At 69.1% G+C, this 25,650-nt stretch carries 21 protein-coding genes; 10 read left to right on the forward strand and 11 right to left on the reverse strand.

Annotated features, from left to right (window positions below):
- The first annotated feature begins 220 nt into the window (after positions 1-220).
- The gene (locus NQ038_RS13520) at positions 221-1,654 is read left to right on the forward strand and encodes an RNA polymerase sigma factor (protein ID WP_257062811.1); all 1,434 of its coding nucleotides are present in this window, start codon (positions 221-223) and stop codon (positions 1,652-1,654) included.
- A gap of 34 nt (positions 1,655-1,688) precedes the next feature.
- On the opposite strand, the gene NQ038_RS13525 is transcribed toward NQ038_RS13520, so the two are convergent.
- From NQ038_RS13525 to NQ038_RS13535, 3 genes are all read right to left on the reverse strand, one after another.
- Positions 1,689-2,642, reverse strand: coding sequence for a DUF1684 domain-containing protein (locus NQ038_RS13525; RefSeq protein ID WP_257059690.1), 954 nt, complete (start codon positions 2,640-2,642; stop codon positions 1,689-1,691).
- A 106-nt stretch (positions 2,643-2,748) separates the two neighbouring features.
- Positions 2,749-4,110 (reverse strand): MFS transporter, encoded by a 1,362-nt coding sequence (locus NQ038_RS13530; protein ID WP_257059692.1) that lies wholly within the window; start codon positions 4,108-4,110, stop codon positions 2,749-2,751.
- Positions 4,111-4,149: 39 nt separating this feature from the next.
- Positions 4,150-6,654 (reverse strand): thioredoxin domain-containing protein, encoded by a 2,505-nt coding sequence (locus tag NQ038_RS13535; RefSeq protein ID WP_257059694.1) that lies wholly within the window; start codon positions 6,652-6,654, stop codon positions 4,150-4,152.
- A 101-nt stretch (positions 6,655-6,755) separates the two neighbouring features.
- Here NQ038_RS13535 and NQ038_RS13540 point away from each other — a divergent pair, with 101 nt between their 5' ends.
- A complete protein-coding gene (locus NQ038_RS13540) occupies positions 6,756-7,091 on the forward strand; it encodes a hypothetical protein (protein WP_257059695.1) in 336 nt (111 codons plus the stop codon).
- A gap of 55 nt (positions 7,092-7,146) precedes the next feature.
- On the opposite strand, the gene NQ038_RS13545 is transcribed toward NQ038_RS13540, so the two are convergent.
- Positions 7,147-7,344: a hypothetical protein gene (locus NQ038_RS13545; protein WP_257049430.1), complete on the reverse strand. Its 198-nt coding sequence runs from the start codon at positions 7,342-7,344 to the stop codon at positions 7,147-7,149.
- A 424-nt stretch (positions 7,345-7,768) separates the two neighbouring features.
- Complete coding sequence (locus NQ038_RS13550; protein WP_257059697.1) at positions 7,769-8,740, reverse strand: MFS transporter; 972 nt, start codon at positions 8,738-8,740, stop codon at positions 7,769-7,771.
- Here NQ038_RS13550 and NQ038_RS13555 point away from each other — a divergent pair.
- The gene (locus tag NQ038_RS13555; RefSeq protein WP_257059699.1) at positions 8,739-9,365 is read left to right on the forward strand and encodes a hypothetical protein; all 627 of its coding nucleotides are present in this window, start codon (positions 8,739-8,741) and stop codon (positions 9,363-9,365) included. The genes NQ038_RS13550 and NQ038_RS13555 overlap by 2 nt on opposite strands.
- A gap of 54 nt (positions 9,366-9,419) precedes the next feature.
- Here the strand turns inward: NQ038_RS13555 and NQ038_RS13560 are convergent, their stop codons facing one another.
- A complete protein-coding gene (locus NQ038_RS13560) occupies positions 9,420-11,177 on the reverse strand; it encodes a serine hydrolase domain-containing protein (RefSeq protein ID WP_257059700.1) in 1,758 nt (585 codons plus the stop codon).
- A gap of 57 nt (positions 11,178-11,234) precedes the next feature.
- Between NQ038_RS13560 and NQ038_RS13565 the strand changes: the two genes are divergently transcribed.
- The gene (locus tag NQ038_RS13565) at positions 11,235-12,455 is read left to right on the forward strand and encodes a PLP-dependent aminotransferase family protein (RefSeq protein ID WP_257049427.1); all 1,221 of its coding nucleotides are present in this window, start codon (positions 11,235-11,237) and stop codon (positions 12,453-12,455) included.
- Here the strand turns inward: NQ038_RS13565 and NQ038_RS13570 are convergent.
- On the reverse strand, positions 12,445-13,401 hold the full coding sequence (locus NQ038_RS13570) for a LysR family transcriptional regulator (protein WP_257049426.1): 957 nt from the start codon (positions 13,399-13,401) through the stop codon (positions 12,445-12,447). The genes NQ038_RS13565 and NQ038_RS13570 overlap by 11 nt on opposite strands.
- 90 nt (positions 13,402-13,491) lie before the next feature.
- Here NQ038_RS13570 and NQ038_RS13575 point away from each other — a divergent pair, with 90 nt between their 5' ends.
- Positions 13,492-14,475: an EamA family transporter gene (locus NQ038_RS13575; protein WP_257049425.1), complete on the forward strand. Its 984-nt coding sequence runs from the start codon at positions 13,492-13,494 to the stop codon at positions 14,473-14,475.
- Here NQ038_RS13575 and NQ038_RS13580 read toward each other — a convergent pair.
- Positions 14,417-15,259, reverse strand: a complete 843-nt coding sequence (locus NQ038_RS13580) for a MerR family transcriptional regulator (RefSeq protein WP_257062812.1) — start codon at positions 15,257-15,259, stop codon at positions 14,417-14,419. The genes NQ038_RS13575 and NQ038_RS13580 overlap by 59 nt on opposite strands.
- A 113-nt stretch (positions 15,260-15,372) precedes the next feature.
- Entirely contained in the window at positions 15,373-16,476 is a 1,104-nt protein-coding gene (locus tag NQ038_RS13585) for a VanZ family protein (RefSeq protein ID WP_257062813.1), read from the reverse strand.
- A 132-nt stretch (positions 16,477-16,608) separates the two neighbouring features.
- On the opposite strand from NQ038_RS13585, the gene NQ038_RS13590 reads away from it, so the two are divergent.
- Positions 16,609-17,823, forward strand: coding sequence for an LCP family protein (locus NQ038_RS13590; protein WP_257059704.1), 1,215 nt, complete (start codon positions 16,609-16,611; stop codon positions 17,821-17,823).
- Between the two features lie 163 nt (positions 17,824-17,986).
- Here NQ038_RS13590 and NQ038_RS13595 read toward each other — a convergent pair whose 3' ends face one another.
- Both NQ038_RS13595 and NQ038_RS13600 read right to left on the reverse strand, forming a co-directional pair.
- Positions 17,987-19,279 carry an SLC13 family permease gene (locus tag NQ038_RS13595; RefSeq protein WP_257062814.1) on the reverse strand — a complete coding sequence of 431 codons (1,293 nt, stop codon included), beginning with the start codon at positions 19,277-19,279 and terminating at the stop codon, positions 17,987-17,989.
- 306 nt (positions 19,280-19,585) lie between these two features.
- Positions 19,586-21,334 carry an amidohydrolase gene (locus tag NQ038_RS13600; protein WP_257049419.1) on the reverse strand — a complete coding sequence of 583 codons (1,749 nt, stop codon included), beginning with the start codon at positions 21,332-21,334 and terminating at the stop codon, positions 19,586-19,588.
- A 349-nt stretch (positions 21,335-21,683) separates the two neighbouring features.
- On the opposite strand from NQ038_RS13600, the gene NQ038_RS13605 reads away from it, so the two are divergent.
- Genes NQ038_RS13605 through NQ038_RS13620 form a run of 4 tightly spaced genes read left to right on the forward strand, consistent with a single transcriptional unit; the run spans position 21,684 to position 25,487 of the window.
- On the forward strand, positions 21,684-22,670 hold the full coding sequence (locus NQ038_RS13605; RefSeq protein ID WP_257049418.1) for a siderophore ABC transporter substrate-binding protein: 987 nt from the start codon (positions 21,684-21,686) through the stop codon (positions 22,668-22,670).
- Between the two features lie 21 nt (positions 22,671-22,691).
- Positions 22,692-23,723, forward strand: a complete 1,032-nt coding sequence (locus NQ038_RS13610) for an ABC transporter permease (RefSeq protein ID WP_373456827.1) — start codon at positions 22,692-22,694, stop codon at positions 23,721-23,723.
- Positions 23,713-24,732: an iron chelate uptake ABC transporter family permease subunit gene (locus NQ038_RS13615; protein ID WP_257062816.1), complete on the forward strand. Its 1,020-nt coding sequence runs from the start codon at positions 23,713-23,715 to the stop codon at positions 24,730-24,732. The genes NQ038_RS13610 and NQ038_RS13615 overlap by 11 nt, the downstream gene beginning before the upstream one ends.
- Entirely contained in the window at positions 24,729-25,487 is a 759-nt protein-coding gene (locus NQ038_RS13620; protein ID WP_257049414.1) for an ABC transporter ATP-binding protein, read from the forward strand. Before NQ038_RS13615 ends, NQ038_RS13620 begins: the two co-directional genes overlap by 4 nt.
- Positions 25,488-25,650: the final 163 nt, after the last annotated feature.

Here is a 25,650-nt window from a genome sequence, read left to right on the forward strand (position 1 = left end):
GATCAGGAGGTCCTGCAGATGCAGGACCTCCTGAATGATCGTCCGCGGCGGACGCTTGAGTTCCGTACGCCTCGTGAGAGACTGGATGAACTTATCAGTGGTGTTGCACTAGCACCCTGAAACCGCCCTTTCCGTCAGGTATTCGCCGGCGCTCCGATAGGATGGGAATCGATACCGGAAGCCGGGGAGACCCGGGAAAAGAACACGAGGTAGCAGGGAAGTGCCCGGCACATCACATGCGGCCCTTGACGCCGAGTCCTCCGCCCTCGAAGCGGTCCGGACCGGGGATCCAACGGCCTTCGGTCCCCTGTGGGATGCCTACCATCCCCGTGTCTCCGCCTTCGTCCGCCGGCGCGCACCCCGCCTGGACGCCGAGGACGTGGCCTCCCATGTACTCGAGGCGACGCTGTCGGCAACCTTGAGAGGGCTGGGCCCCACCCGGTCCGTCTGGTCCTATCTCATGCAGGCGGCCCGCGGCGAAATCGCCCGTCGCACCTCTGCGCTGGATCACCGCATCGATCCGGACGAGGGTTTCGCCTGGGACTCGGAGCCCGATCCGCACGAACCCGTCCCACCGGAGACCACCGATTTACTGCGCAGCGTCGTCGAATCGTTCCCCGCACAGGACCGGATCGTCATCCTCGAGGCCATGGCCGGCAAACGCAAGACCGGGGCGATCGCCCAGGACTTGGGACGTGACGCCCCGTGGGTCTCGCGCCGCATCCACAAGCTGCGGCCCCGGCTTCAGCAACGCTGGATCCAGCTGCACGTCAACGATGCCGGCAGCTCCCCGGAATGCCGGAAGACGCTCGCGCAGACCGGCAGGGTGCTGTCCGGGCAGTCCACCGCAGGTTCTGCCCTGCGCTTCTGGACGCACGTCGACTCCTGTGAGTTCTGCAGGCCCCGCGTCGCCGAGGCCGATCACTCCTCCCGCAGACTCGGCGTGCTGCTGCCGCTGCTACTCGTCCCCGCGGCGGGGTCCGGGCTGTCGGGCACCACGCTGTCCGGAGCCGCGCAGTCCGGGGCTACCGGCGGGGGCGGTACGGGAGGAGGTACGACCGGCAGCGGAACGGCCCAGGGGGCCTCTGCCGGCATTGGGGCCCAGGCCGGGGCGAGCACCGTGGCCGGCGGGGCCGGCATCTTCACTGCCCTCAACGTCACCCTGGGAGCCGGCGCCCTCCTGCTCATCGCCGCGATCGTCACGGTCGTCCTCATCGTGCTGCCCAGCTCGCCGGTTCACCGCCCAGCGGCCGAGGGCCCGAAGAAGACCCAAGTCCTGCCGACCACTCCGGCGACTCCAGCAGCACCCGCGGCGCCGCGCCGGCCGGGCGCCGACAGCCCGGATGCTCAGGCGGACACGGGCACCGTGCCACAACCGACCTCGGCGCCGGATACCGGTACCGCAGATGCCGCCTCCGCACAGGCACCCGGTACCGAGGCCCCGCGCGCCGGAGACGCAGCAGACCCATCACTGCCCCCGGGCACCGCGGGGCGCGGACCTCAGATCGGTGGGGATGTGGGGTCCGGCAGGGTCCCCCGGACGGACCCGCCGAGCACGCCTCCGCCCGGGAGCTCGGACGAGGGCGGGCCCCTGCCCACCACCACCCCGTGCTCCTGGGCACCGCAGTTGCAGTGCCAGTTGGGCCAGAGCTGACCCGAACCATGCCTGACCCGGCCCGCCCGCGCGACTACTGGTGGGGGCGCTTCTCCCCCGCCCGCACCGCCACTGCCAGGGTGTTGCCCACCGCCGGTGCGGGGCAGGTGGCGTAGGGGGCGAAACTGGCCGGGAAGTTCAATGCCCGGTTGAAGTCGATTTCGCAGCGTCCGTCGACCACGGGGCCGGTGGACACGAAGCGCCAGGCAGCGGTGCCCTGGTCTCCCGCCGCGCCGTTCGTCTCATCGTGGAAATTCAACACCAGGCCGGTGGCCGGATCGCCGCCGGCCTGCAGCGTGTGCTCGCGGCCGGCCAGGGTGAAGGTGACGGCGCCGGTGAACACCGCTGCCACGTGCAGGCCGGCGGAGGCGGTGTCGATGACCTCGGTGCGCGGACCGGCATAGGGTTCGAAGACCGCGGGGACGACCCAGGCCGGATCGGCCGGGAAGCACGGGACGACGGTGTTCGCGGGGCCGGTGGAGTGCGAATCGCGCACGCGGATGCCGACCCAGGGCTCCGTTGCCGGTTCCCGCGCTTCCTCCGCCGCCGAGGCCGGGGTTCCGACGGCCGGGGACTGGGACTTCGCGGGCTCCAGCCGGGTGCCGGCCAGGGCATGGACGTTCTGGCGCACCAGAACCTCGTAGCGCACGCCCTCGACCTCGACGAACTGCGGCGCTTGGGCTGCCAGGTCCAGTTCGCGTTCCCCGGTGGGAGTGCCGACGCGCACCAGAAGCGCTTGGCCGGCAGGGGCCTCGGCTGCGGGAGAGCCGGCTGAGTCGGCGGCACCCTGATCCGGGGCCGCCGCGGCTTCCAGGGTGAAGGTCACGCGGCCGTCGGCGTAGGCCCGGGTGGCACCCGGCGTCAGCCAGTCCAGACCGGTGATGCTCAGCCAGCCGTAGGGGTCGGCGCGCAAGCCGTCCATGCGCTCGGCGTGCCAGGCCAGCCAGTCGGAGGAGAAGGATGTCGTCTCAGCGTGCGTCTCAGTCATGCCATCAGACTAGTCCTCCCGAAAATGACCCGAAACCGGAGACATGACCCGGTATCCGGGGGTGTATCTCCGGTTTCGGGTCATCCTGACCGGACGCGCCCGCGGCTCAGGCGACGACGATCCGCTGCCGACGCAGTTTGGCCGTTTCGAAGAAGTTCACCGCGCCGAACAGCAGCAGGGCCGCGATCGCGCACATGCACAGCCAGCCGCCGGCGTGGTAGCCCAGGGCGTCGATGACGGGTCCCACCACGGCGCTGGAGACCGCCTGGCCCACGATCAGCATGGTGGACATGGTCGCCATCACCGTCGTGGTCCGCCCGCGCGGCCCCATCAGTGCCGCGATCGAATACAGGTTGACCAGGCTGGGCCCGATTCCGAACCCCATGACGACCAGAGACACCAGCAGTCCGGGAATGGTGTTCCAGCCGACGAACATGAAGCCCCCGGCCAGGGTCACCAGTGCTGCGGCCAGCCATCGGTTGCGCAAGCTGAATGACGGCGGCAGGACCTGGGAGCCCAGGGCCAGAGCAGCCGAGCCCACCCCCAGCACGCCGTAGAACAGGCCCGCCTGGTCGGCTCGGCCCAAGGAGTCGAGGAAGTCCGTGAGGGTGGGCAGGATCGTGCCGAAGAACAGGCCGATCGAGAACATGCCGGCGATCGGCAGCAGGATCCGCAGCCGGAACATCGCAGAGGCCGGCTCGGCTGCGATGAAGCGGGCCGAGGCCGCAGCCGGGGTGGATGCTGCCCCCTCGGCGGCCCCGGCCGTGTCCGCGCCGGGCTCGGCGTCCGGGTCCGGCGCGTCGTCCGAGCCCGCGCCTCGGCCACGGGAAGCCGGGGTGCCGGCCGGTGCCGGGGCGCGATCGACCCGGGTGAAGCGCACCGAGGGGTGGACCGCGAACAGGATGACGCCCACGACGGTCAGGGCCGCGCCGAAGTCCAGGGGCACCACGACACCGGCGAGCATCGCCACCACACCCACCACGACTGGGCCGATGACGAACATGAACTCATCGGTCATCGACTCATAGCTGAGCACCTTGTTGGTGGCGCGGGGCCGGTCCACCTCCGGGATCTCGCGGCCGATCGCCTGCAGCCAGCGCGAGCGCACCATCGACGAGGCCTGCGGGGCGCTCAGGCCGATCAGCAGGCCGATGATGAGCACAACCGCCGGTGCAGCACCCGCGCGCAGTGCCCAGGCCAGGCAGAAGATCGCGGCGCCGTTGAGGATCGCGGTGACGATGAGCAGGGTGCGCTGGCCGAAGCGGTCGGCGACGGCGCCGAAGGCGGGTCCTGACACTGCGGTGCCCAGGCCCACCAGCGCAGCCGTGGCGCCGGCCTGGGAGTAACTGCCGGAGGTCGCCGAGACGCTCGTCATCACGGCGACGACCACCATCGCGTACGGGAGCTTGGCTGCGATGGCAAGCGGGAAATACGTCCACCCGACCAGGTGGGAAAGCGTTTTGAACATACGGGTCCAAGGATATCCGGTGCGCGGGGCGCGCCGGGCTCAGCTGCGGTCCAGGGCGGTGTTCAGCGCGGCCGAGGTCGCCACCGGCAGCTCGCACACCGTGCCCCGGCACACCTGGGCCCGGGGCTGCGGGCCGGATGCGGGGGCCGTCGCGGATGCGGACCACACCGCATCCGGCTCCACGACCGCGACCGGTGCAGGGTGGACTCGGGCCGTCGCCAGGAGTTCCGGGGTGTTCGCCTCCACCCGAACCGGATCCAGGGCCAGCGCGGCGACATAGGCCGAATACCCCACACCAGTCGGGGTTTCGCGCAGCAGCGGCACGATCGGCTCCAGGGCGGCATCGGGCAGCTGGGCCGGGACCTCGACCCCGGAATCCACCGGCGCGAGTTCGCGCAACAGCACGGCGACCTCGGCCAGTGCGGAGCGGCCGGAGGGAGTCACTTGGTCCACCGGATCGGCTCCGCGCACGCCCAGGATCGGCTCCGGCAGGGAGTCGTAGACGCTTACGGGCGCGGTGCCCGCGGAGTGTGCGGGGTGCACAGAACGTGCGGGATGAACCCCGGCCGCTGAGGGATGTTCGGCGTGGGCGGCCCGCGCCGCGCGGATGTCGGTCACCCCGGCGGGCTGGTCGAGCACGAGGTAGTCGGATTTCACCCGGTCCCACAGGTCCTTCACGCGTGCCCAGTCGGGGGCAGGCGCCCCAGCGCAAGTTCCAGCGGCGAGCTCGGCGTGGATCTGCGCGAGCAGATCAGCCAGCAGCGGGGTGCCGGGGCCAGGGGTCAGGGCTGCGACGCGGGATGCGGCCGAACCGCTTACGGCGGATTCGGCTGCTGCGGAGTCGCCCGCAGCGACCGCGTCCGCCGAGGCGGCGGGGTCCGCCGGCCCCGCGGGCGCGGCCTCGGCCGGGGAGTACGAGCGGGCAGGTTCCCGGGCGCGGAAGGTGCGCAGGGCCTCGGCGGCGGCACGGGCGAATTCGGGCCGGTCGAACAGCGCCGAGGCGTCGAACAGCGCCGCGATCGTCAGCCCGCCCAGTTCGGAGACGAACTTCTCGTCGCGCTCCGGGGGCACCCGCGAATCCTGGTAGCGGCGCAGCACGCCCAGCAGTCGTGCATCCGGCGACTGGCCGGCTTCCGACCCGAGCCCTTCCCCCGGATGGCCGGGGTCGTAATGGTGCGGGTCGCGGTAGAGCACGCCGCCGGGCAGGTCCTCTGTGTGCTCGCCGTAGAACAGGCGCAGGCTCGGGGCTGCGGAGTCCGCGGCCGCCCGGGTGGTGCCGTGCTCGTCTGCGGAGGAGGCACCGGTGGGGTCGGCGTCGATGCCGGCCACATGCAGTGCCTGAGACAGTTCCTGCTCGGTGAACGTGTAGTAGGCGCCCTCGCGTTTGACCGCGCCCAGGCCCGAATGCGGGTCGAACTCCAGTGAGTCCGCGTCCAGAGCCGTCGCGAAGCCCGCAAATCCCGGCCTCTCGACGTACATATCCTGCAACAGGAAGGCGGCGGTGTCCTGGGCCTCGAGCGCGGCCAGACGGGTCCATACGGAATCGGGGTCCAGCCGGTGCTCCAGGCGGTACCAGTCGCACGCGATCTGCAGGTACATGGCGTTGTCGCCGAGCATCTTCTCGAAGTGGGGCACCCGCCAGGCCGCATCGACCGTATATCGGAACAGTCCGCCGCGCAGATGGTCGCGGATGCCGCCCGTGGCCAAGTTCAGCAGGGTCCGGCGGGCCAACGTCAGCGCCGAGGCGTTCGGCTGCGGGGTGGGATCGGGTTGAGTGTCCGCACCTTTCCGGTGGTACCACTCTTGGCTGTTACGGTCGGTCCAGGCGAAGCGGATGAGGAAGCGCAGCGCGGGAAACGGCGGGAACTTGGGCGAACCACCGAAACCACCATGCTTGAAGTCCGCCTGGGTCTCCAGCGCCTCCAAATAGGCGTGCAGCTCGTCTAAGTCGATGGTCGGTCGGCCATCGGCAGCAGGTTCAGATGCCGTGGGGCCGGGTGCGTCCTCGGCGCCGGGGAAGGCATGGGCGAGCTGGCCCAGATCGGCCAGACCCGCCAGGGTCCGGCGCAGTCGTTCGGTGATCTGCGCGACCTGCGGACGTTCATCGCGCCAGGTCTGTCCGACCGCGCGCAGCACATCGGGCAGCGCCGGCAGGCCGGGACGGGCCTCGGCGGGGAAATAGGTACCGGCGAAGAACGGGGTGCCGGCGTGGTCGGTGAAGGCGGTCAGCGGCCAGCCGCCCTGGCCGCGAAAGGCCTGCAGGGCGTTCATGTAATAGGAGTCGACGGCGGGCAGTTCCTCACGGTCGACCTTGATCGGCACGACCGCCTCGTTGATCCGGGCTGCGATATCCGGATCGGAGAAGGACTCGTGGGCCATGACGTGACACCAGTGGCAGGTGGAGTAGCCGATCGAGACCATAACGGGCACATCGCGACGGGCCGCCTCGGCGAAGGCCTCGGGTCCCCAGGGCCACCAGTCCACGGGATTGTCCGCATGCTGGCGCAGGTACGGGCTGGTAGCGTTCGCAAGCCGATTCGTCATACCTCCACGGTACTAGCGCCACTCCAGCGCCACTCCACCACCGAGTCAGCGCGTCCGTCGCAATCCTTGGACTGTTTGTTTCAGATTCCACTGTTCGAACGGTGGAATCTGAAACAGCTGACCCGAGCATCGGCGGAGCCGTCTTCGTCACCGGGGATGAGCATCCGGTCCCGACGGCGCCCATCGCCGCCCTGGTGACGCCAATCGATGCCCCGTGGCTGCGCGCGACCGACCTGATCCGCTATGTGCGCTCGATCAAACCACAGCAGGTAATCGGGATCCACGACGGGCTGTTGAACGAAGACGGCCTCGACGTCGCCCGCCAGTGCGCAGAGGCTCTTGTGCGAGAAGGCGTCGAACGCGCCATCGTGCTTGCCGATGGCGCGTTCGACGCCGTGCGGGCGCCGGCCTCCTTGGGTTCACCCGAGCACCGGTAAGAGTACGACCCGGCGATGTACTGCGAGTCGGATGCCTTCGCCGCTTCGAGGTCCGTCAGTCCTCGCGCAGCTCGTCCTTGGCCTCGTTGCGCTGTTTCACCGAGTCGCGTTCGGCCTCGGCCTTCTTGACCTTCGCCTCGGCGCCGATCTCGTCCGCCTTGTCCTTCAGCTTGTCGACGCCGTCCTCGACTGCGCGCCCGACCTTCTTCGCCGCCGCATCCGCGGTCCCCTTGGCGTCATCGAGAATTCCCATGGTGGCCCTCCTCCGTCGTGCTGATTCGGCACGGGCGGGTCGCCCGCGCCTCGGTCCTCCCCACAATACCTGGCCGGCGCCGGCGTGCAGAGGCCAAGACGCGTCTTTCGGAATTCCTCCGCCTCGTCGAGTCCGGCGAGGAAGTCGTTATCTCACGGACCGGTGTCGCGATAGTCGATTGAACGGTGGGGAGCAGCGATGAGTCGAACAGCGGTGGAGACCGGTGGCAGCAGCGGGATCGGGCTGAGCCTGGCACCGATGACGTCGGCCTCCCTGATCGCGCAGCCACCATCGCATCGAGGTCGTTGCTTCCGTACTTGTGCGTAGCGGTGGTGAGACGATCATGCGCATTGACACTCGCTGACGGCTGCGCGGATCACCGCCGAGATGCCCATATCAAACGACCCGCGAAATGGTCACCGCTCTACCGCACCTCGCGCTCCCCACTCCTCTCGAACCCGATGAACACCAGCGCCGCGCCGGCGATCCACCAGAATCCGGCGGCCAGGCCGGTCCACTCCAACAGCGGCCCGCCCGCCACATGAACGGTCAGAAGACCGCCGATCGCCACACCTGTGCTGGTGCCCGATTGGCGCAGCGCATTGTTCAGCCCGCCTGCCAAGCCGGGACGAGTCGGCCAGGCGGCCATCGTCTCGCCGACGATCGCCGCGGTCATCAGTCCCAGCCCGATTCCGATCCCCAGCAGACCCGGAATCAACCCCGGCACGCCGTCCAGACGGCCCAGGGTGAGGAGCCCGAGTCCGCCGAACAGCAGACCGGTGGTTGCGATGGCGCGGCGGCCATAGCGGATGACGAGCCTGCCGGTCAGGGGACTGAGGACCACGAAGGGCAGCGTGGCCAGCAGCAGGATCGCCCCGGCCGGACCGGATGCCAGGTGCAGCTCGTCCTGGAGGTGGACGGTGACGACCTGCAGAGTGCCATTCGCGCAACTGGCCATCACCGCTGCGGCGATCACGGATGCGATGACGGCGCGCACGTTCCCCGGCCTCCCCCACTCCGGGGCACGCTTCCCGCCGGGCATCTGGCCCGGATCGCCGGGGTGGCGGCCTCGACCGCCGGCTCGCACCTGGCCCGACTGGAGGCCGCCGGCCGCACCCGCATCGCCGATCCGTAGGTCATCGCCGCCATCGAGGCTCTGCTCCCACTGGCCGCGACCGAGGCCCCGACCGGTCTGGCTGCGGTGGACAGGTGGCAGCGGCTGCGGGTCGCGCGGTCCTGCTACGACCACCTGGCCGGAGGCCTGGGAGTCGACCTGCTGGACCTCGGCTGGATCGCCCGGAGGGCCGGCCGACGCGATCTGCGGGTGGCCGAACCCGGGCTGATCGCAGGATGGCTCGCCGGGCGATCCAGCAGATTCCGGTAGGGTGCGTGCCATGCCGCAGACCAAAGAACAAGCCCAGGACCTCAGTATCCGCGCTCGCCAAGCCTTCGACATCGCCTCGCTCAAGCTGCCCCGCAACGATTTCATCAGGGCCGCGCTCAACCCGGTACGCAGCAAACTCGGGCTCGGACCCGGCGCGGCCCCCTATTATCTGCACAATGCCGCCGCGTTCCTCGGCTGCTATGGACATGAGCGCCGTCTGCTGGCCGGCGCGGTGGTGCTCGGCGAGCTCGATCCCGCGCAGTGGCGGATCGGGTACGAGCCGATCCGCCAGCTCATCCACACCGCCGCCTACTTCGCGCACCGCGCCGACGATGCGCAGGGGCTGCGCCTGCTGGAGCCGCTGCTGTTCCGTGAACGCGATGCGAACGGCGATCCCAAGGGCCGGCCCAGCGAGGAGTTCCTCGCCGGCGCGCGGGTCCGTTGGCCGATGACCGAACGCCAGATCGAGGTCGCGGGCAACGCGATCGGCGTCGAGCTGGCCGGTCGCATCGTCACCCTGGCCACGATGTGGGCCTGGGGCGGTTCCGCCGACTGGCCGGTCGAACGCATCGACGCCACCGCGACCGAGCTCATCGACTGGTGGCACGGACTGCCGGGTTGGGAACCCGGCTGGTGACACCCGGAGGCGTTCTCGGCGCTGACCCCGGTGGGCACCCGGGCCGAGCAGGCCTCAGGAGTTGTGGTCGCCGTCCTCGTCTGCCGAGGGCTGCTCTCCCGTCGCGGGTCCCGCACCGGATCCGGTGCCCTCCTGCGAACCCTGGCCACCGCGGGTGACCTGCCGCAGGATATCCAGCGAGCCCGTGCGCAGGCGCCCCGACCTGGGCGCCTCCTCGGCCTCGACAACGTCCTCGGCCGTCACCTCCAAGGTCATGACCAGGCCACGCGGGCTCAGTTCCGCCCGCATCGCCCGGGTGCCGCGCGCACCAGCGACCTTCCAGGTCACCGTATTGCGGACCCACTCGGGCCGCACCGCCGCACCGGCCCCGGCCTCCCCTGCACCGGCATCCGCGGCGCCTTGACCGGCATCTCGGGCCGAGGCCTCGGCACCGGTCGCCTCGACCACCTTGCGGATCGCGTTCTTGCGTTCCACCCGGGGCTCGTCGACGTCCATATTGTTCTCGAACAGACCATTGGTCAGCGCCGGGTCGAAGTCCGCCAGCCAGGCCTCGATCCGCTCGGGCACGCTCGCGGCGTCGCCGGGCAGATGGACGGTCCCGGTGATGGTCGCACGTGCAGCCGGGCGCTGCGCGCTCACCCCGGCGGCCCGCAGGAACTTCTTGAACACGTCCTTGGCGATCGCGGTCGCCGGAGCGTAGGTGCGGTTGCCCAGGATCACCAGGGCGGTGCCGGTGGCCGGATGCCAGCGCATATGCGAGCCGTAGCCCGGATAGCCCCCGGAGTGGTAGACCAGCGTGCCGACCTCGGTGTCGAACAGGTGGTGCAGGCCGAACCCATAGGAGTCCACCCCGTTGTCCGGGGCGCTGGCCTGCGCATAGGCCAGGCGGTGGGGCTGCTGCATATCGCGGCGGATCCGGTCCCAGCAGCCCACTCGGCGTTCACCTGCGGGCCCCTGCGCTGCTACGAACAGCTGCATCCACCGGCCCAGGTCCTCGACCGAGGAGAACAGCCCGCCAATCGCGGAGAACGCGCCGGGCCGGCTGGTCGACAACTCCTCGAAAGTTCCGTCGCGGCGCCGCCGGTAGCCGGGCACCAGCTTCTCCCGCAGGCCCCGCTCGGCCAACTCGTCGACGCTGAACCCGGAGGATTCCAGACCGGCGGGGCCCGCGACCTCGGCCATCACCACATCGGTGAACGGCCGGCCGGTCAGCTCCTCGACGATCCGGCCCAGCAGGGCGTAGCCCAGGTTCGAATACGCGTAGTCGGTCCCCGGGGAGAAGATCCGGGCGGTGTCGGCGGTGATGACTTCGTCGAAGTGACCGCGGGACAGGGATTCCTGCCGGTCGGCCCATGGATCGTCGGTGGGGATGCCGCCGGACATGGTCAACAGATCGCGCACCGTGGCCTCGAGGAGAACGGACCCCTCGGGGGCATCGGCGGCCAGAGCGGGAATGTAGTCGGCGGCCGGGGCGTCCAGGTCCAGGGTCGGAGCGTCGGGCACCGTGGGGATGCGGCCGTACTTGATGCCCAGCAGGGTGGCGGCCGTGAACGATTTGGTCATCGAGGCGATGCGGTAGATCCCGTCGGTGTTTTCCCCGGCGACCAGCTTCCCGTCCGCGAACAGGCCCCAGGCCAGGTCGGGGATTCCCGTCTTCAGATCCTCGTAGTGTTTGGCGTGCTCTTCCAGACCCGCGCGCAGGGCCGTCAGCCCGGCTGCCAGGTCGATTCCCCCGGCCGAGGCCCCACCGGCTGTGTTCTCGCCGGCGCCGGTTCCGCGTACGTCGTCTCCGTTGAAGTCGTTGTCGATCACGCGGACAAATCTACCGCCAGGGGCCCACACATGATAAATGTGACTACCATGACACTGATGAACTCGACTCCCGCGCAGACCCAGCAGCAGCCCGCATCCTCCCGGCTCACCGACCTCAATCGCAATGTCGCAGCCGTCAGCGAGTCGATGATCAGGGCGATCTTCAAGGCCACCCGCGGCAGACCCGTCATCAGCTTCGCCGGCGGCCACCCGGCCGGTGAGCTCTTCGATACCGATGGCATGGCCGCCGCCTTCGCCCATGTCATGGCCACCGACGGGGAACATGCGATGCAGTACGGCCCCAGCGAGGGCGAACCCGCCATGCTCGAGGCCGCGATCGGCCGGACGCGGGACTTCGGCCTGTCCACTCGGCGCGAGCAGCTCATCATCACCTCGGGTTCGCAACAGGGCCTGGGGCTGCTGGGCCAGACCCTGTTCAATCCCGGCGACACCGTGCTGGTGGAGAACCCCACCTATATGTCAGCGCTCCAGGCCTTCGGGCTGCAGGGCGTGAACTACCAGCCCGTGGTCACCGATGAGTACGGTGCGGTGCCCGCCGCCCTGCAGCAGGCGATCACCGATCACCGACCCAAGGCGATCTACCTGATCCCGACTTTCCAGAACCCCACCGGGATCACGATGCCGGCCGAGCGCCGCAAGGAGATCGCGGACGTGGTGGCGGCCAATGACGTGTTCCTGATCGAGGACGATCCGTATTCGGAACTACGCTACACCGACCAGGTGCTGCCCCCGATCGTGTCCGACGCCCGGCTCGACGACCGCGCATTCCTGGTCAACACCCTGTCGAAGGTGCTCTCACCAGGGCTGCGCGTGGGCTGGGTCCGTGGGCCCGAGGAGGTCATCGAGCGGATGGTCGTGGCCAAGCAGGGCTCGTGCATGCAGTCGTCGACGATCGACCAGCTGGCCGCCGCCCGCTATCTGGAGGTGACCGATCTGGAGGAGAAACTGGCCCCGGTGCGCGCCGAGTACTCCCGGCGCATGAATGCGATGGTCGACGGGCTGGCAGCCGTGCTGCCCGCCGGGACCGAGGTCAACCGGCCCGCCGGCGGCATGTTCGCCTGGGCGCGCCTGCCGGAGGGCTACGACGCCTATGCGCACATCCCCGCTGCGATCGAGGAGGGCGTCATCTTCGTGCCCGGTGAGGCCTTCTACGCCCTGGAACCCGACCGCCGCACCTTCCGCGTGTCCGCGGTGTCGAACCCCGTCGAGGAGATCGAGCGCGGAGTGCAGATGCTGGGCCGGGCGTTCAAGAAGTAAGGCGCGCCGAGTTCCGGATCGCCTCGACCACGCGGCGCACGGCCAGTCGTTGGGCCCGGTCCGGGCGCATCACCACCGAGGTCCGCCGCCGCGCCCGCAGGCCGTGCAGCGGCCGCAGTTCCAGGCCGTCGCCCGGACGGGTGGTGAAGCGGGGCAGGATGGCCAGGCAGTCCCCGGAGCGGACCACGGCCTCGACCAGGCGGTTGTCGCGCAGCCGCTGCACCACCCGCGGGGCACGGCCCGCGACCTCGGCGATCGCCTGCAGCAGGCGGTCGAAGGGGTATCCCGTCGGCACGCCGATCCAGTCCTCGCGCACCACCTGCGCCGGTGTCACATGGGCGTGGCCGGCCAGCCGGTGCCCGGTCCGCAGGGCCACGTCCAGGGGCTCGTCGACGATCGGCACCACTTCCAGGCCCTCGCTGCCGACCGGCCGGTCGCCGGAGTAACTGTGCGCCAGCACCAGGTCGAAGTCGCGGGTCAGCCGCGCGAAGCCGGCCTCGGCGGTGTCGTCGTCCACGCACTCCAGTTCGATGTCCGTGTCCGCCAGCTCGCGCAGCACCCCTGGCAGGATGTATTCGGCCGCCGAGGGGAAGGCCGCCAGCCGCACCCGGCCCCGAGGCTGCCCGCGGTAGTCGTCCCAGTCCGCCTGGACGTGGGCCAGCGTCCGGGCCAGTTCAGCTCCCCCAGCGGCCAACAGCCGCCCGGCCTCGGTGAGTTCGAGGCCGCGGCCGGCGGGCTGGGTGAGCTTCATTCCGAGAGCGTGTTCGGCGGCCTTGAGCGCCTGGGAGACCGCCGAGGGACTGCGCAGGCTCGCCTCGGCAACCCCGGTGACGCTGCCGTAGAGCGCGAAGGCGTGGAGGAGTTCCAGATGCCCGGGTTCGAGGCGGCTGGGTTCGGGCCGTCCCGGTTCGGGCGCGCTGGGAGTCGGGGGTTCGTGAGCCGGCATGGCCCGAGCCTAGTTCTTTGAAGCCGGGCTTCACAATAGATGTCGGAATCTGCGATTGTGCTTCATTACGCTGCAGGTCAGGATGAAGCCATGCCCTTAAGACACACCCTCCTGGCCGTTACGGTCGCCCTGATCTGGGGAATCAACTTCCTGGCCATCGACGCCTCCCTGCAACAGTTCCCGCCATTCCTCTCCGTGGCCCTGCGCTTCGCCGTCATCGCGCTCCCCACAATCTTGTTCGTCCGCCGGCCCCGGGTGCGAACGCGCTGGCTGCTGGGCTACGGACTGGGCTTCGGAATCCTGCAGTTCCTCTTCCTCTACTGGGGCATGGCCGCGGGCATGCCGACGGGTCTGGCGTCCCTGGTGCTCCAGGCCTCGGCGCCGTTCACCGTGGTGCTCAGCGCGGTGTTCCTGCGCGAGCGCCTGAGCGGCATACAGGTGGCGGGCATCCTGGTGGCCGTCGCGGGACTGGCACTCGTCGGTTGGTCGCGCGGGGCCCATGCCGCGCTGCTGCCGTTCCTGCTGACCCTGGCCGGGGCCTTCGGCTGGGCGATCGGCAATGTCTGCAACCGACAGGCGCAGACCCACGAGCCGATGCGCTTCACCCTGTGGATGTCGACCGTCGTCCCCGTGCCCATGCTCGTCGTGTCCCTGGCCGCCGACGGACCCCACGCCATCGCCGCATCGTTGACCACCCTGGGCACGCGCACGGGACTCACGGCGCTCGCCGGGATCGCGTTCACCGCCGTGGTCGCCACGATCATCGGCTCGGGCCTGTGGAGCTGGCTGATGGCCCGTCACCCGGCCAGTGCCGTGGCGCCGTTCTCCCTGCTGGTGCCCGTCGTGGGCATCAGCAGCGCCTGGCTGGTGCTGGGCGAGCGCCCGCGCCCGGTCGAGCTGCTGGGCGCGGCCGTCATCATCGCCGGCGTGGCGCTGGGCTCGGTCGGCCCCGCACTGTGGCGGCGGATCCGCCGGGCCACCGGGGCCGAGGCCGCAACCCCGGGCAGGCGAACCGTCATTCCCATTCGGCGTGCGCGGGATCGACGCCGTGAGACCGCGCGTTCGCGTCGATGATGGCGCGCAGCCAGACGGCCAGCCCGGTTTCCCTGTCGTCGTAGTGCTTGGTGAATCGCGGGTCCTCGGTGTAGCCGCGGGCGATCAGCACCTGCTTGGAACGGCTGACGGGGAACCACCGGCCGATGTCGGCCCGGTGCTTCTCCGCCAGCTCGTTCGCCTGTGCGCTGCCGGGCTCGACGCCCGCCCGCAGGGCCTGCGCCAGCTCCTGTTCCAGGGCCCCGGTCCCGGCCGCTGCCTCCTTCCAGTCCTCCGGAGTCATCCGGGCCTTGATCTTCTCCGAGGCCTTCCAGTCCTCGGTCCCGCCCCAACGCTCCTGCGCCTCCTGCGCGTATTCGTCCGACCACCCGGTGCCGAAGGCCGCAGCCTGCTGTTCCGGGGTCATATGCGTATCCATCGTGTCCGCCTCCAATAAGCGATCGGCTGCGGAGACCATCTCCTGCAGGCGGGCGATCCGATCGGTCAGCATCCGCCGTTGCCGGTCAAGATGCTCTGCTTCGTCGACTCCGGGAGCGTCCACCACCTCGGCGATCTGCGCCAGGGGCATGCCGACCTCCCGGTAGAGCAGGACCCGCTGCAGCCGGGCGATGTCCGCTCGCGAGTACAGCCGGTGCCCGGCCGGGCTGCGCCCAGCGGGGCACACCAGGCCGATGTCGTCCCAGTGGTGCAGGGTCCGCACCGATACGCCCACCGCCTTGGCGGTCGTACCCACGGTCAGGCCCGCGCCAGGCGCGTAGGGTCCTGCACCGCTGCCGGTCGATAATCCGTTCTTCGTCTCGTCCACGTGAACCATCCTGAGTCCTGACGCCGCGTGAGGGTCAAGTGTCGTCGTGCCGAAGGTCCTTCCCCAAGGTGTGCGCCTCATCGACCCCTGGCAGGAATAGGGAACGGCGCCCCCTACCGCTCCACGTCGTCGAGCAGCGGCGCGTTCGTCAGCACCCCGGGTAGACCGCGTTGTCGCGACAGCGCGAGCGCCAGGACCACGGCGACCACGACGAACGCCAGATCGGCGAAACCGCTCATCGCATACAGCAGCTGATAGCCGCCCACTCCGCCCAGGAAGCGCAGCAGCCGCAGACCGAAGAGGCGCCACCCGCGCGCGGATCCGAAATCGTAGCGCACGCGAACCGCCAGGTCCCCCACCGTCCGCCCTGTTAGCAGGGTCAGCGCAGCACTGAGCACCAGGGGAATCCAGAAGGACACGTCCTGGATCGCGGAAACGTCGCCGCCCGGCTCGTGACCCAAAACGAACTGGTTCACGGCCCCCACCACGATGGCCGTGCAGAAACTGCAGAAGTACAGCGTCAGCCCGTCGCACAGCATGGCCAGCAGGCGCCGACCGGCGGTCACCGGAGTGCCGGGCCCGCCGGCGCCTCGGCCCCGGGTACCGTACGGATTCTCGATCCCGCGCGAGCCCCCGCGCCCGGCCATCCAACCGGGCGCGAACACCGCGAAGACCAGGGCCGAGGCCACCGCGCCGAACAGCGCCCCGCCGGTATTCGCCAGCAGGTCGTCGACGTCGAAGAAGCGATACGCGCACGGGTAGACACCCCACACCCCTGTGTACTGCGTCGACTCGATCGCCAGCGACAGGACGAATCCCGCGCAGGTCGTGAAGACGATGCCACGGCGCCACAGGCCGCGCAGCAGGAAGCCCAGCGGTGTGAACAGCACGATGTTGAGGCCGAACTGCAGGAATGCCGGATTGTGCGCCAACTGCCGCAGGCTCGAATGGGGATAGCCGCGGATATCGCGGAGGAACTGCAACAGGTTGGTCTGCGCGCCCACGCAGCGGATCTGGTCCGGATCGGGCAGCGGTAACAGCGTGTACGTCCACAGGGCCATGAAGTACACGAGGAACGCCATCCATGCCAGGGTCCGCCGCCAGGTCAGCCGACCGGCCCGGCGGTAGTTCACGAAGACGAAGGGGACGAACAGGACGACGGCGACGGCACCACCGATCAGGAAGGCCGCGGCGGCCGCAAACAGCTGGGTACTCACCGGCCCACCATATCGGGCATTCCACGGGCGGACCACGCGCGGGATATCGCAACCGAATCGCAATCTCGGGCGGGATCACCCGGCTTCGGGCGTGCCTATGCTGGAGGTTCCACTACCCGATCAGGAGCACCCGTGCCGCGCACCGACCCCCACGATCCGCGCCAGGACGACTCGGACCTCGGCCCCGACGATTCCGAGACCAGCCTGTCCGATCTGTTCGGCGATGAACCGGTGCCAACCCGCGCGCAGGCCGCGGGAACCCGCCGCCGCACCCGCAAGCGGCGGCGGATCGGCTGGATCGTCCTGGCCGTGGTCGCGGTCCTCATCCTGGTGCCCATCGGCGGGGCCTGGTGGTACGTCGGCAGGGTGGCAGGCAGCTACGACGACCAGGCGCGCAAACTGTCCGACAAGCAGGTTTTCGACGACGGCATCCTCGGCGCGGCCGAGCGCGCGAAACTGGCGGACAAGGGGACGAACATCCTGCTGCTGGGCTCGGATGCGCGGACCGCGGGCGTGGATTACAGCGCGAAGACCGGGGTGCGCGCGGACACGATCATGGTCGCGCACCTGTCGGACACCGGCAAGGGCGTGCAGATCATCGGCATCCCCCGCGACCTGTGGGTCCAGGTCCCGGCCGCCGGCGCGCAGCCGAAGGGAACACAGAAGGACGGCGCGCAGAGCGATAGCGCGCAGAAGGCGGCGAGCGCGCACCCGAAGGCCGGCCCGGCGAAGATCAACGCGGCCCTGTCCTGGGGCGGCCTGCCGTTGACCGTCGCGACGGTGGAACAACTCACCCAGGCGCGCATCCACCACGTCGCGATCATCGACTTCGACGGTTTCAAGGGGCTCACCGACGCCCTCGGCGGGGTCGAGGTGAACTCCTCGGTCGCCTTCACCTCGGGTGGGCAGAAGTTCGTCAAGGGCGCCAACCGGCTCGACGGCGCCGGTGCGCTCCGGTTCGTCCGCGAGCGCAAGGGCTTCGCCGACGGCGACCTGCAGCGCGGCCGGAACCAACAGGCCTATCTGCGGGCTGTCTTCCAGCAGGTCGTCTCCGCGCAGACCCTGCGCTCCCCCACCCGGATCGCCGAGGTCGTCGACACCTTCTCGCCCTACCTCACCGTGGACTCGGGTTTGGACTCCGGGACGATCGGCAGGCTGGCCCTGAACCTGGGGCTGCATGGGACCCCGCGCATGGGATTCGCGACGGCGCCCATCTCCGGCGCGGGCAGGGAGGGCGCGCAGGCCGTGCTGTATCCGGACGCGGCGAGGATGGACGCGCTGCGGTATTCCTTCGCGCACGATTCCCTCGACCTCTATGTCAGCCGCGCCCGCACCGACCACCTGTAGCCGGCCGGCGGGTGCCCGCGCCTCACCGGTGGCTCTCGCCAGTCAGCGCCCCAAGGCAAGTGCCCGCGCCTCACCGGTGGCTCCACAAAGGGAACTGTGGCTCGATAAGTCGTGCGTTATCGAGCCACACATGCATATGTGGAGCCACCGTGGGGAAGGTGGTTCAGGTCAGGGCGAGGGCGCAGGTGCCGACCAGGACTGTCAGCGGCGCACACATCAGGCCCAGCGTCAGATAGCGGCGCCAGGAGATCTCCACCCCCAGGCCGGTCAGCTGCCGGTGCCACAACAGCACGGCCAAGGACGCCCACGGGGTGATCAGCGGGCCCGCGTTAACGCCGATCAGCAGTGCCACCAGCTGTTTGGGTGTGCCGGCCGCGGCCTCGAGCGCCAGATAGGCCGGCAGGTTGTCGATCGCATTCGCCGCCAACGCCCCGCCGAATGCCAGTCCCAACAGCCGGCCCAACCCATCCCCACCGGAGACCTCGGACGCCGCCCCGCCGGACACCGCCGACCCAAACGCCGGGCCACTCGCATCCGAGGCGGCCACCCTGTGCACCAGCCAGTCGCTCAGTCCCAGACCGGTCGCTGCGGCCGAGGCCGCGAACAGCCCCACGGCGAAGATCAGGAACGACCACGGCACCAGCCTCGGGCTCAGCACCGCGGGCCTGCGCCAGGCGAACAGTCCCAGCAGGGCCACGGCGGCCGCGCACGCCGGAATCCACACGTCGATTCCCGAGGCCAGGGCCGGCAGGAGCACCACGACGACCACCGCGGCGCCGACCAGCAGGGGCCGGTCGTGCTCCCTGGCCGGCGGCAGGTCGAAGGCCCGGAACCGGCCGAACAGCCTGCCGCGGTAGATCAGCGCCAGCAGCACCACCGGCACCAATGCACATGCCAGCGCGGGAGCCCAGGTCAGCCCGGCGAAGTCCAGCACGGACGGGTCGCCCGCTGGCTGCCCGGCCTCGACGCCCGGACTGCCGGGCCCGGTGCTCAGATCACCCGCCCCTGTCCCCAGGGTCCCCAGCCGGTGCAGGGCCAGCAGATTGGTCAAATTCGACACGGGCAACAGCAGGGATCCGGTGTTGGCCAACCACACCGTCGTCAGTGCGAAGGGCAGTGGGTCGAGGCGGGCGCGCCGCGCCACCAGCACCACGATCGGGGTCAGCAGCACGGCCGCGGTGTCCAACGACAGGAAGACCGTCGAGGCCAGGGCCAGCACGATGACGAACAGCCAGAGCAGCCAGGTGCGGCCTCGGGCGGCGCGGGCGGCCAGACCCGCTGCCATATCGAAGACGCCGGCGGCATCGGCCAGGGTCGCGGTGATCGTGATCGCCACCGCGAACAGGAGGACGGACCAGACACGGTCGGCCTGGGCCACCAGGTGTTCCGGTCCGACGAGCCCGCAGGCCACCAGGACCGCGGTCACGCCCAGAAGCGCACAGCCGACGTATTTCACGACTCAAATCTAGCGGGTCTCGCCCCGGCGGGTGGGCCGCCCCGGCAAGTGGGCCGCCCAGCCCCACTGCTCGCATCGCATGCGGAAACCTGCAACACATACGGGTATACGCGTATGTGTTGCAGGTTTCCGCATGCGATGTGCCCGGGCCAGCGCGCACAGGGCAAGGCGCGCACAGGACGAGAGCATTGCAAGCGCAGATTCACATCATGTGAGGAAATACCCGCACACGATGTGAACCTGCGCTTGCGATGCGAAACCGGCCTCCGCAGAATGGCCCGCACCGCACCGTCCCGCGCCCCCGGCTCAGCCCTGATAGCGGACCCGGCCACCGACCACGGTGGTCGCGACGCGGGTGTCGCGGATGGCCTCGGCGTGGGCCATGCGGGCGGACTCCGAGGCGTACTCGTAGCGCAGCGTCCCCGCGCCACCAACCCCGGCACCCGCCGCACCAATCCCGGCACCGGAACCACCACCGGCAACCCATTCGGTCGTCAGCCCAGCGGCGGCGAAGGGCGAGGTTTCCACGGCCACGAAGTCGGCGTCGTATCCGGCCTTGAGCACACCGGTCACGTCCTGGCGTCCCACCGCCTGCGCCGGGCCCGAGGTGTGGGCCGCGATCGCCTGATACGCATCCATCCGCCGCTCGGGCTGGAACACGGTGGCCGGGTCCCCGCCGATGTCCGCGCGCGTCATGGCGGCGTAGATCGCCGCGAAGGGGTTGGCCGGTTCGACCGGTCCGTCGGAGCCGAAGGCCAGCCGGGCGCCGGCCGAGGCCAGGTCAGTCCACGCATAGGCCGCCAACCCGGCATCCGGGCGCAGGCGCTCCAACAGGTGCAGATCGGAGATGCAGTGGCGCGGCTGCATGGACGCCACGACGTCCAGCGCCGCGAACCTGGCGACATCGGCCGGCTGTAGGAACTGGGCGTGCTCGATCCGGGCCTGCAGCACCCGGCCGAACCGGGCCTCGGCGGCGCTGCGGGCGGGGTTCGTCGCCTCGATCGCGTCGAGCACCACGTGGTTGGCGGCATCGCCGATCGCGTGCACGGCCACCGCGATGCCGCGGGCGTAGGCGGCCTCGATCTGTTCGATCAGGGTGGGCAGGGCCGCGAGCTGGATGCCGTAGTTCGGTTCCTCGCCGTGGGCGTGCGGGAACGGGCTGGACATGAACGAGGACTGCGATCCCAGTGCCCCATCGGAGAAGAGCTTGAGCCCACCGCGCAGGAACCACGAGTCACCGTCGCCGGTCCTCCAACCGTCCGGCCCGGCGGAGGCGGCCCAGTCGAGTTCCTCGGGCCGCAGGTACTTCACCACGCGCATCTTCTGCCGCCCGGACTCGGCCAGATCGTACCAGGCCTGTCGGCTGGCGGCCCCGTCGATGTCGTGCAGCCCGGTCAGGCCCTCGGACAGCCACAGCTCCTGCGCGGCGGCCATCCGGTCCGCACTCAGGTCCCGCCCGGCGGCGGGGATGGCCGCCAGCACCAGGTCCGTCGCGTCCTCGCGCAGGATTCCGGTCGCCGTGCCCGAGGCCCCGCGCACGATCTGCCCACCGTCGGGATCCGCTGTGCGCGCGTCGATGCCGGCGGCGGCCAGGGCCGCGCCGTTGCACCACAGCGTGTGCATGTCGATCGACCAGACGGCCACGGGGTGGTTCGGCACCGCGGCGTCGAGCAGGGTGCGGTCGGGCTGGTCCGCGGTGTCGCTCCAGCGGTTGAAGTCCCAGCGGCCGCCGGTGATCCACCGGCCGGCGGGCAGCTCGGCTGCGAATGCGGCGATGGTCTCGACGGCCTCGGCCAGCGAACGGGTTGCGACGAGGTCGACCTCGGCCAGGGATTCTGCGTAGGACAGGGCGTGCAGATGCGCGTCGACGAATCCGGGGATGACGGTCCGTCCGCCCAGGTCGATCCGCTCGGCGGCGTCCGGGCCGGTCGCATGGGCTGTGAGTTCCGCCTCCTGGCCGACGGCCACGATCTTCTCGTCATGGGTCAGCAGGGCGGTGGCACGGGGTGTTTCGGGGTCGAACGTCCAGACGTCCGCATTGAGGTAAAGGGGCATGCGGCAAGTCTAGTGGGACACATGGCACGGATTATGGCTCGGCCTATGACGCGGATTGTGGTGCGGATTTCCGGGGAGCATAGAAGTGACCCACCTCATCATTTGATAACCCTTATTTATTATCCATTTATATTCCCTTCGTGAGCTCTTTCGATATATGTAAATTACGACAACCACAGTTGCTCTCATGGTCTTTTCATCAGTTGTACAACCAACCCTTATCTCTATTAGGCTGTCCGTGAGTTGATTAGGAAAGCAGACCTTTGCATAATCGCTTATCCGTGCGCTTATCCCACCGACTCGCCCGATCGGCTCGCCCGAGCATCAGCACCGACCAAGGAGAGAATCCATGTCCCTCAAGACCCGCCATTCCGTCTTCGCCATCGCGGCATCCGCCGCCCTGGCCCTGGGCCTGAGCGCCTGTGGTGGAACCGACTCCGATTCCGCCGCCCAGGGCGAAACCGTGACGATCACGGATAATTCCGGCGAGGTCCAGGTGCCGCTCGATCCGGAGAAGTACGCGGTGACGGACAACATCTCCTTCCACACCCTGTCCGACTGGGGCAAGAAGCCCGTCGCAGCGCCCCGCACCCTGATGCCGGACACCCTGCCGTGGGAGAAGGACGACTCGATCGCCGACTCCGGTTCGCACCGCGAACCCGATCTGGAGAAGATCGTCGGAGCCGAACCCCAGATGGTCATCAACGGCTACCGCTACTCCAGCCAGCAGGACAAGCTCAAGGAACTCCTGGGCGACAAGGTGCCCGTCGTGACCTTCGACCGGAAGGACGACGAGGGCCACATCGACAACCTCAAGCGCCACACGGAACAGCTGGGCAAGATCTTCAAGGAGGAGGACAGCGCCAAGCAGAAGAACGACGATCTGGACGCTTCCATCGCCAAGGCCAAGAAGGCCTACGACGGCAAGTCCAGCGTGATGGGCCTGACGACCTCCGGCGGTGAGATCAACTACTCGGATCCCAAGGAGGGCCGCGGCGCATCGGTCCTGTTCGAGGCGCTGGGCCTGAAGTCCGCCCTGAACGTCGACAAGGCCGACGGTACGGACAAGGGCAACAAGGTCTCCGTCGAGACCATCGCCAAGGCAAACCCGGACTGGCTGATCGTGATGGACCGCGACGCCGCGATCGCCAAGGACGAAAAGGGCTACAAGCCCTCGACCGAATTGCTCAAGAAGAACGCCGCGCTGAAGAACGTCACCGCGGTGAAGAAGAACCAGATCATGGTTCTGCCGGACGATTTCTACGAGGACGAGGGCATTGAGTGCTTCACCGGCGTCTTCAATGATTTCGCCAAGGCCCAGGACGACGCGAAGTAATCGCATCATCCGGTGAATAAGATCCGATCGTCCGGTTCCCCCGTGGAACCCGGATCCGCACGCACAGGCGGGCCTCAGGGACCCGGTGAGAAGACGGGGAAGAACCGTCTTTTCACCTGGCCCCTGCTGGTCGGCCTGTTCGTCGTCTGCGGCCTCGTCGTCGCGAGCCTGTGTGTGGGTCAGTACAGCATCCTGTCCGGTCCCGAAGGCTGGGACATGTTCTTCATCACCCGCGTGCCGCGCACGGTCGCCCTCATCCTGGCCGGCGCGGTGATGGCCATGTCCGGCCTGGTGATGCAGATGATCACCCAGAACCGCTTCGTCGAACCCACCACCACCGGCACCACCGAATGGGCCGGCCTGGGGCTGCTGCTGTGCATGGTGGTCTTCCCCCACGCCGACATCCTGACCAGGATGGTCGCGGCCATCGCCGCCGCCTTCATCGGCACCATGGTGTTCTTCGCCTTCATCCAGCGCGTCACCCTGCGCTCGTCCATCGTCGTGCCGATCGTCGGCATGATGCTGGGCGCCGTCGTCGGCTCCCTGTCCAATTTCGTGGCCTTCGCAACCGATATGACCCAGGCCCTGGGCATCTGGTTCGCCGGTTCCTTCACCTCGATCTTCAAGGGCCAGTACGAACCCATCTGGATCCTCATCGCCGTCGTCCTGGTCATCTTCATCGCCGCGGACCGCTTCACCGTCGCGGGCCTGGGCAAGGACGTGGCGACCAATGTGGGCGTGAACTACAACCGCATCGTGCTCATCGGCACCGGTGTCATCGCCATGGCCTCTGGCATCATCACCGTGGTCGTGGGCAACCTGCCCTTCCTGGGCTTGGTCGTGCCGAACCTCGTGTCCATGTTCCGCGGCGACGACCTGCGCTCCAACCTGCCATGGGTCGCCCTGTCCGGGATCGCGATCGTGACCGCCTGCGACCTGCTGGCGCGCACCGTCATCGCCCCGTTCGAGGTCCCCGTCTCCCTGATCCTGGGCGTCGTGGGGGCGGCCGTGTTCATCGTGCTGTTGATTCGGGGGCGCAAGGTTGTCAGCTGAACTCAAGCGCTCCTCCGGCGCCCTGCCAACGACCCGCGCCAGGCGCCGGTACCTGATCGCCATGCTGGTCCTCGGCGCGGGGGCACTGGCCATCATCGCCATCACCATGGGCTGGAAGAACCCCCTGCCGGTGGGCACCCGGGGCTTCTGGGTCATCGCGAAGATCCGCTCCGATGCGCTCGTGGTCATCGCCGTCGTCGCAGTCGCCCAGGCCACCGCGACCGTGGCCTTCCAGACCGTGACGAACAACCGGATCCTGACCCCCTCGATCATCGGCTTCGAGTCGCTCTACCAGCTCATCCAGACCGCCGCGATCTTCTTCCTGGGCGTGGCCGGCGCCACCGCGGTGGGCGGCACCCTGCAGTTCGTGGGCCAGATCATCGTCATGGTGCTCTTCGCCACCGTGCTCTACGGCCTGCTGCTGACCGGCCGGCGCGGCAATCTGCACATCACCCTGCTGGTCGGACTGGTCCTGGGCGGGGGCCTGAACGCCCTGTCCACGTTCATGCAGACCCTGCTCGATCCAGCGGAGTTCGACGTGCTGACCGCCCGACAGGTCGGCTCGATCGCCAATGCCGACGGCTCCAAGCTGTACATCGCGATCCCCATCGTGTTGGTCTGCGCGGGCCTGCTCTATCTCTTCTCCCGCAAACTCAACGTGCTGGCCCTGGGCCGTGACACCGCGATGAACCTGGGGGTGGACCACCGGCGCTTCATGATCATCGTGCTGATCCTGGTGGCGGTGCTGGTCTCCGTGTCCACCGCGCTGATCGGGCCCATGACCTTCTTCGGGTTCCTGGTGGCGATGCTGACCTATCAGCTGGCCGACACCTTCGACCACCGGCTGCTGTTCCCGATGGCGACCCTGGTGGGATTCGTCGTCTTCGCCGGTTCACACTTCGTCCTCAAACGGATCTTCTACGCGGAGGGCTCCGTGAGCATCATCATCGAACTGATCGGAGGGGCCGCGTTCCTCCTGTACATCCTGCGGAAGGGGCGCTTGGCATGATCGAGCTCAAGGGCGTGGTGCGCCGCTACAGTGCGGAGACCACCATCGGACCCGTGGACCTGACGATCCCGGCAGGGGGCATCACCGCACTGGTCGGGCCCAACGGCGCGGGCAAGTCCACGCTGCTGACCATGATCGGCCGGCTCATGGAGACCGACGGCGGGACCATCACGGTGGGCGGGAACGACGTGTCCACGACCCCGTCGAAGGACCTGGCGAAGATCGTGTCGATCCTGCGGCAGGAGAATCACTTCATGACCCGGCTGACGGTCCGCCAGCTGGTGGGCTTCGGCCGCTTCCCCCACAGCCGGGGACGGCTGACCGCTGAAGACGAGGACCAGGTGTCCCAGGCGATCGACTTCATGGGGTTGGCGGAACTGGAGTCCCGTTATCTGGACCAGCTCTCCGGCGGGCAGCGGCAGCGGGCCTATGTCGCGATGGTCCTGGCGCAGGACACCGACTACATCCTGTTGGACGAGCCGTTGAACAACCTCGATATGGAGCATGCGGCGGCGATGATGCGCAGGCTCGACTCCTTCGCCAAGGAGCAGGGCAAGACGATCGTCATCGTGCTCCACGACATCAACTTCGCCGCGCGCTACGCCCAGCGGATCTGCGCGATGGGCGACGGGCAGGTGCTGCACTTCGGACCGGCCGAGGACATCATGCGCTCCGATATCCTCACCGAGGTCTTCCACACGCAAGTCGACGTCATCGACACCCCGGAGCACGGGCGCATCGCGGTGTATTACTGAGGCGCCGAGGCCCCGTCCCGGTTCCGTGCGCCGGGCCGGCTCCGCGCGCCGGCCGCGCCGACCGGCTTTCCCCCGCATAGACACCAGGTGAGCGCGGGAACTACCTGTTGTAGCAAGTAGTTCCCGCGCTCACCTGGTGTCTATGCGTCTGGATGGTGTTGAC

This window comes from Brevibacterium sp. 50QC2O2, from assembly GCF_024580675.1.
Taxonomy (GTDB): Bacteria; Actinomycetota; Actinomycetes; order Actinomycetales; family Brevibacteriaceae; genus Brevibacterium; species Brevibacterium moorei.

Excerpts from the sequence above, each read along its gene's own strand:
- NQ038_RS13525 (WP_257059690.1), bottom strand. The coding sequence starts at position 2,642 with ATGACTGAGACGCACGCTGAGACGACATCCTTCTCCTCCGACTGGCTG.
- NQ038_RS13575 (WP_257049425.1), top strand. The coding sequence starts at position 13,492 with ATGCCCTTAAGACACACCCTCCTGGCCGTTACGGTCGCCCTGATCTGG.
- NQ038_RS13535 (WP_257059694.1), bottom strand. The coding sequence starts at position 6,654 with ATGACGAATCGGCTTGCGAACGCTACCAGCCCGTACCTGCGCCAGCAT.
- NQ038_RS13605 (WP_257049418.1), top strand. The coding sequence starts at position 21,684 with ATGTCCCTCAAGACCCGCCATTCCGTCTTCGCCATCGCGGCATCCGCC.
- NQ038_RS13565 (WP_257049427.1), top strand. The coding sequence starts at position 11,235 with ATGAACTCGACTCCCGCGCAGACCCAGCAGCAGCCCGCATCCTCCCGG.
- NQ038_RS13530 (WP_257059692.1), bottom strand. The coding sequence starts at position 4,110 with ATGTTCAAAACGCTTTCCCACCTGGTCGGGTGGACGTATTTCCCGCTT.
- NQ038_RS13570 (WP_257049426.1), bottom strand. The coding sequence starts at position 13,401 with ATGCCGGCTCACGAACCCCCGACTCCCAGCGCGCCCGAACCGGGACGG.
- NQ038_RS13550 (WP_257059697.1), bottom strand. The coding sequence starts at position 8,740 with ATGGCACGCACCCTACCGGAATCTGCTGGATCGCCCGGCGAGCCATCC.
- NQ038_RS13620 (WP_257049414.1), top strand. The coding sequence starts at position 24,729 with ATGATCGAGCTCAAGGGCGTGGTGCGCCGCTACAGTGCGGAGACCACC.
- NQ038_RS13545 (WP_257049430.1), bottom strand. The coding sequence starts at position 7,344 with ATGGGAATTCTCGATGACGCCAAGGGGACCGCGGATGCGGCGGCGAAG.
- NQ038_RS13555 (WP_257059699.1), top strand. The coding sequence starts at position 8,739 with ATGCCGCAGACCAAAGAACAAGCCCAGGACCTCAGTATCCGCGCTCGC.
- NQ038_RS13600 (WP_257049419.1), bottom strand. The coding sequence starts at position 21,334 with ATGCCCCTTTACCTCAATGCGGACGTCTGGACGTTCGACCCCGAAACA.